Consider the following 6554-nt stretch of genomic DNA (forward strand, 5'->3'; position numbering starts at 1 on the left):
TCGTTGGAAAGGTTCGGCCGCTCGCTAGAGGCCGAGGACGAACCCGCCGGGCGAGAGGATCACCCCGACGACGATGAGGACGATGCCCCAGAGGAGCTGTCCGCGCAGGAGGCCCATCACACCGGCGACGATAAGGATGATCCCGAGGATCAGCAACAAAATACTCATACGCAACCCCTGTCCGCTAACGAGTTGGTCAAACTTCGTTCACGGCAAGGTCTCGGTCATGTTCGTCTCCCATGCAGCTGAGAGGCGGTCCGCACGCGAGAAATCTTTCACGCGCGGACCGCTCGTTTCCGCGGCCGGGCCCGGTCAGCGCCGCGCGAGTTCCAAAGCGCGCGCGACGATCCCCTCGCCGACCGCCGCCGAAAGGATGGACTCGGGGTGGAACTGCACCGCGTACCAGCGCGCCGCACGGTCCTCGATCGCCATGACGACCGGCGGCTCGCCCTTCTCTCCGTCCAGGACGGCGGTCACCTCGAAGTGCTTCACCGCCTCGGGCACGGTGTAGGTCGAGTGGTAGCGGGCCGCCTGGAACCGACCCCCCTCACCGTGGCCGGCCAACAGCTCCCCTCCCAGGACCTCGACCCGGCCGGGCTTGCCGTGCACGGGTTCGTCCAGGGTGCTCAGCTCACCGCCGGCGTGTTCGACCATGCCCTGCAGACCCAGGCACACGCCGAACACCGGCAGCCCGCGGGCGGCCAGGGCGTCGAGCAGGTGGTCCATCGCGAAGTCCTCGGGCAGGCCGGGCCCGGGCGAGAGGACGACCAGGTCGGGGGCGAGGCGATCCAACAGGGCTTGGTCGAACCCGTAGCGGACGGTGGTGACCTCGGCTCCGTGACGGCGCACGTAGTCGGCCAGGGTGTTGACGAAGGAATCCTCGTGGTCGACCAGCAGCACTCGCATACCGGCGCCCGGCGGCGGAGCGGGCTCGGACTCCTCGACGACCTTCGGCGGCCGGGACTTCTGGGCGTCCTGCTCCTCGCCCTGGGCGAGGGTCTCCATCAGGGCGCGCGCCTTGAGGAAGGTCTCCTTCTCCTCGGCCTCGGGGTCGGAGTCGTACAGCAGCGTCGCGCCGACCCGCACCGCGGCCACCCCGTCACGGATGTGGGCGGTGCGCAGGGTGAGCCCGGTGTTCATCGAACCGTCGAAGTTGAGCACGCCGACGGCACCGCCGTACCAGCGACGCGGGCTGGTCTCGTGCTGTTCGATGAAGCGCATCGCCCAGGTCTTGGGCGCGCCGGTGACGGTGACCGCCCACATGTGGGTGAGGAAGGCGTCCAGCGCGTCGAACTCACGACGCAGGGTTCCCTCGATGTGGTCGACGGTGTGGATGAGACGTGAGTACATCTCGATCTGTCGTCGGCCGATCACCTTGACGCTGCCCGGCTCGCACACCCGCGACTTGTCGTTGCGGTCCACGTCGGTGCACATGGTGAGCTCGGACTTCTCCTTGACCGAGGCGAGCAGCTCCTCGATGTTGTCGGCATCGCCCAGGGCGTCCTCGCCACGGCGGATGGTGCCGGAGATCGGGCAGGTCTCCACCCGCCGACCGGCTCCGGGCTCGCCGCTGACGCGGACGAACATCTCCGGGGAGGCGCCCACCAGGTACTCGCCCTCTCCGAGGTTGAAGAAGAACTCGTAGGGGGCGGGGTTGCGCTCACGCAGGTTCTCGTAGAAGCGGGCCGGGGAGGAGCATCGGGCGTAGGTCCGGTGTCCGGGCACCACCTCGAACAAATCGCCGCGACGGAAGCGCTTCTTGGCCTGGGCCACGATCTCGGCGTAGGAGCCGGGTTCGGGTCCGGCCGGCACCTCGGTGGCCACCACCGGCGGGGTGGGTTCGGTGGTGCGGGGCAGACCCTCGGTGGTGGTCTCGGGCCGATCGCCCCGGGCCGGGACGGTGAACTCGTATGTGTAGCGCACACAGGTCTCGCGCTTGCGGTCGCGGACCACGAGGGCGTCGGGCAGGTGCAGGACCAGGTCGCGGTCGCCGGGGTCGCGGTCGATGTGCCGTTCGACGTGTTCGAACTGGAAGGCGAGGTCGTATCCGAAGGCTCCGTAGAGGCCGAGGACGGTGTCCTCGGGGCTGCGCAGGGTGTCCAGGAGGGCGCGCACCGCGGTGAAGACACTGGGCCGGCGGCTGCGCGCCTCCTCGGTGAAGAACTCTCCCGGGTCGGCTTCGGGCACGGTCACGGTGACCTGGTCCGGACCGGTGTCCACGACCTCGCCCGCGGTGCGCAGCGCCCGGTCCACGACGGGGAGCAGGACGCGGCCTCGCTCGTTGAGCGCGGTGGCGGTGACCCGTCGCCCACGGGTGGCGACCTCCAGGCAGGGGTCGACGTAGCCCAGGTGCCAGCGGTCGTAGCGGCCGGGGTATTCCATTCCCGAGGAGAGCACACCGCCTCGGCGGAACTCGACGGAGCTGACGAGCTCGGTGAGGATCTCGGGGTCGCACGGGGTGGCGCTGCGGTGGACCCTCACCCCGGAGGGGGTGTTGTAAGTGCTGTTCTGGGCATCGCTGGGCTTCACGGCCGGTCCTTCGGGGCGCTCTACGGTCGGGTGGTCATCACCGGCCGGGGTCGCCTCGAAAGCAGAAAACGACCGCCGGTCCGGGCGGTCGCTGTTCGTCGAACGCGAACTGATCGGTGCGCCGCCTAGGTGCGGCGCCACCACTGTCCGTTGATCGGTTCGGTTCGCATGGGCCCGAGTGTAGCGGCTGCGGTGGGCCGGTGGAACGCGGACACGAAAAAACCCTCGCCCGTCGGGGTGAGGGTGGCAGGCGTGAAGAGGTGGCCGAATGCGGAGAACCTCTGCTAGAGTTCTCTATCCACTCGCCACACTAAAGCTTCTCGCTAACTTCTCACCGCAAGGATAGCAGCTTGAACACAGACCGTCAAGATGGTCCCTCCGTCACGGCGACGGAGGCCGCGGCGATCGCCACCGAACAGGAACGCGTCACCACCATGTACGAGCGTTTGGACGTCCTGCGCGCCCGTGCCGGCGAGCGGTTGGCCGCCGTCCACCTCCAGGAGGACCGCTCCGGGTTCGCCGCGATCGTGGAACGGGAGACGCGCGCCCACGAACAGGCCCTGCGCGGCGCACAGCTGAACGCGGTGGAAGAGGGTCTGTGCTTCGGCCGTATCGACCTCGCCCACCCCGACGGGGACGCCGAGGCCCGGTACGTGGGCCGGATCGGTCTGCGCGACAGCGAGTACGAGACCATCCTCGTGGACTGGCGGGCCCCGGCCGCCCGCCCCTTCTACGCCGCCACCCCGGGCGCGCCGGAGGGGATCACGCGCCGCCGCCACCTGCGGATTCGTCGGCGCACGGTGATCGGCCTGGACGACGAGGTGTTCGACCCCGACGGTCTCAGCGACGGCGACCGACGACAACTGGTCGGCGAGGCCGCACTGCTGGCCTCTCTCGACCGCGGCAGGACCGGCCGGATGGGCGACATCGTGGCCACCATCCAGGCCGAACAGGACCGGGTCATCCGTTCCGCCCTGTCCGGAGTGCTGGTGGTCCAGGGCGGACCGGGTACCGGCAAGACCGTGGCGGCGCTGCACCGCGCCGCCTACCTGCTCTACACCCACCGCGCGGTCCTGGAACGACGCGGCGTGCTCGTGGTGGGCCCCAACCCGGCGTTCCTGCGCTACATCGGCGACGTACTGCCCTCCCTGGGCGAGACCGACGTGGTGATGCGCACCGTGGGCGAACTCCTGCCCGGGATGGAGGCCACCGCGCGCGAGGACCACGACGTCGCCGCGGTCAAGGGGGCCGAGGCCATGGCGGACTTCGTGCGCGCCGCGATCGACGACCGACAGCGCAGCCCACTGCGGGCGTTCGGCGAGGCCGACCTGCGGGTGGAGAGCGACGCCGGCGACCTGGTGGTGCCCGGACCGGTGTGCGAACGGACCCTGACCACCGCCCGGGGCCTTCGGCTACCGCACAACGTGGCCCGCAAGTACGTGGTCACCACCCTGCTCACCGAACTCGCCCGCGCGGAGGCGACGTTGCTGGGCCGACCCGTGGTCGAGGAGGACCTGCCCCACATCGGCGAACGTCTCTGGCACGACGATCCCGTCCGGTGGGCACTGGACGCCCTGTGGCCGGACCTGACCCCGCAGCGCCTGCTCGGCGAGGTGTTCGCCGACCCCGAGGCCCTGGCCCGGGTGGCGGACGCGGCCCAAGTGCCGGAGGCCGTCGGCCTGGCCCGACCGACCGGCTCCCCGTGGACCGTGGAGGACGTCCCCCTGCTGGACGTGGCCGCCGAACTCCTCGGCCACGACGACAGCGCCGAACGCGCCCGCGAGCGCCGGGAGGAGGCCGACCGCGCCGAGGCCGAACGCTACGCACAAGGAGTGCTGGAGTTCACCGGCCTGGCCGAACAGGAACTCATGGGGCTGGACGCCGCGTCCCTGGCCGACCGCCACCGGGCTTCGGGACCGACGACGACCACCGCCGACCGGGCCGGAGCGGACCGGGCCTGGACCTACGGGCACGTCATCGTCGACGAGGCCCAGGAGCTGTCTCCCATGGCATGGCGATCGGTCATGCGTCGGGTCCCCACCCGTTCGTTGACGGTGGTGGGAGACGTGGCCCAGACCGGTAGCGCCGCGGGCACCACGTCGTGGACCGCCGCGCTCGAACCGTACGCCCGCGACAAGGTGCACGTGGAGACGTTGCGGGTCAACTACCGCACGCCCGCGCCGATCATGGCGGTCGCCGCCGACGTGCTGCGCGCGGCCGCTCCGGGCCAGGAGGTGCCCGAGTCGGTGCGCGAGGACGGGGACCCGCCCCGGGCGGTGCGTCTCACCGAGGACCTGTCCGGGCTTCCCGCCCTGGTTGTCGAGGAGACCGAGGCGATCCTGGAGGGGCGGGTCGCCGTCATCACCTCCGAGGCCTCCCTCGCCGAGGTGGCCGGGGCCCTGCCCGGAGCCGGCCGCCCCCAGCGGCATCGGAACGAGGAGGCGGCGCCCGTGGTGGTGCTGTCGGCCACCGAGTCCAAGGGGCTCGAATTCGACTCGGTGATCGTGGTACGTCCCGAGGAGGTGCTCGACGCACCACGCGGCGCCAACGACCTGTACGTGGCACTCACCCGAGCCACCCGCAGGCTGACCGTGGCCCACCACCGGGACCTTCCGGGTCTTCTCCGCCGATTGCGCGCCTGAGGAGATCCGGCCATGTGGTCGGGATGGAGTATGCGATGCCCATCCCGGCCACCAAAGGATCCCCCGTTGAATTTCCCGTTCACGCCTGATCGAACACGCGTTCCGTCCTCATCCCCGCCCGGAGAAGCCCCACTTCACCCACACGACCGATCACCAGGAGCGTCGACACACGAAGGGCGAACGAAGAACAGCATGAATCCCCCAAGTTCCCCGAAAAGGCGAACATGCGCATTTTGATTTTCGCCCCAGAAAATTGTTCTGTCCGATGGCCGATCCCGCACACGGCGCTCTATGATTCTGGTTCATTCCCGCGGAAGAAGCCTTCCCTGGACGAAGGGAGGAATGCGAGCACCGGACCAGAACCTCCCGGGCCGTGACGCCTCCCCTCCTTCGGAAGCACCCCCCTCCTTTCCGCCCATCGGCACCGCCCCGCACCGCCGCGGTGAGGCCACTCGTCCGCTCAGCACGGGCACCCACCTCGATCCCGTGTTCCGGGACACCGTCATCACAGAGTCGGCCCATCACAGAGTTGGTCGAGCACCCCGAACGTTTGGGTCATCACCCCCGTCTTCCTACACGTGCACACCCAGGGTGAACTCCTCGTGCTGGAGGTGCGGCCCTACGTCCTGGCCCCACCGAGGTCGAGCTTTCACCAGGTGGACGACCTCACCGAACGATCGATTCGGCTAAGAGCTCATCTCATTTGGATTCTCGATAACCTGGACCGGTGTCGATGGTTGAGCGTTTGGTGCCGGACGGACTGTGGGAACTGTTTCAGCGGGTGGTGCCCGAAGCACCCACCCGGCCTCAAGGTGGTGGGCGGCGCAGACACGGGGACCGCGAGGTCTTGGCTGCGATCATCTTCGTGGCGACCACCGGCTGCACCTGGGCCCAACTCCCACCGGTATTCGGCCCCTCCGGGCCTACCGCACACCGACGTTTCACCGAGTGGAGCCGGGCCCGCGTGTGGGCGAAGCTGCACCGCCTGGTGCTGGACGAGCTCGGCTCCCGCGGTGAGCTGGACTGGTCGCGGTGTGCAGTCGACTCGGTCAACATGCTTGCTCTCAAAGGGGGGAGCTGACAGGTCCGAATCCTGTCGATCGGGGCAAGAAAGGGTCGAAGATCCACTTGATCACCGATCGGACCGGGCTTCCGATTTCGATGGCGATCTCGGGTGCGAACCTGCACGACAGCCAGGCCCTACAACCGCTGGTGCGAGCGATACCGCCCATCAGGTCCAGGCGAGGCCGCAGGCGACGCAAACCGGCCAAGCTCCACGGCGACAAGGGCTACGACTACAACCACCTGCGCCAATGGCTCCGCGAACGCGGAATCGTCCATCGCCTGGCCCGCAAGGGCGTGGAATCCTCCCAACGGTTGGGG

At 69.2% G+C, this 6554-nt stretch carries 3 protein-coding genes and 1 pseudogene; 2 read left to right on the forward strand and 2 right to left on the reverse strand.

Annotated elements, in window-relative coordinates; translation table 11 throughout:
- Nucleotides 1-24: 24 nt before the first annotated feature.
- Both K8V84_RS04255 and K8V84_RS04260 read right to left on the reverse strand, forming a co-directional pair.
- Nucleotides 25-168 (reverse strand): GPGG-motif small membrane protein, encoded by a 144-nt coding sequence (locus K8V84_RS04255; protein WP_200816126.1) that lies wholly within the window; start codon nucleotides 166-168, stop codon nucleotides 25-27.
- A 144-nt stretch (nucleotides 169-312) separates the two neighbouring features.
- Nucleotides 313-2529, reverse strand: a complete 2217-nt coding sequence (locus K8V84_RS04260) for an anthranilate synthase component I (protein WP_304070638.1) — start codon at nucleotides 2527-2529, stop codon at nucleotides 313-315.
- 350 nt (nucleotides 2530-2879) lie between these two features.
- Here K8V84_RS04260 and K8V84_RS04265 point away from each other — a divergent pair, with 350 nt between their 5' ends.
- Together K8V84_RS04265 and K8V84_RS04270 are read left to right on the forward strand one after the other, a co-directional pair.
- Entirely contained in the window at nucleotides 2880-5171 is a 2292-nt protein-coding gene (locus K8V84_RS04265) for an ATP-binding domain-containing protein (RefSeq protein ID WP_304070641.1), read from the forward strand.
- A gap of 727 nt (nucleotides 5172-5898) precedes the next feature.
- Nucleotides 5899-6554, forward strand: a pseudogene (locus tag K8V84_RS04270) (IS5 family transposase); the annotation flags it as partial.

Source organism: Nocardiopsis listeri (assembly GCF_020741345.1).
In the GTDB taxonomy this organism is placed as follows: Bacteria; Actinomycetota; Actinomycetes; order Streptosporangiales; family Streptosporangiaceae; genus Nocardiopsis; species Nocardiopsis listeri_A.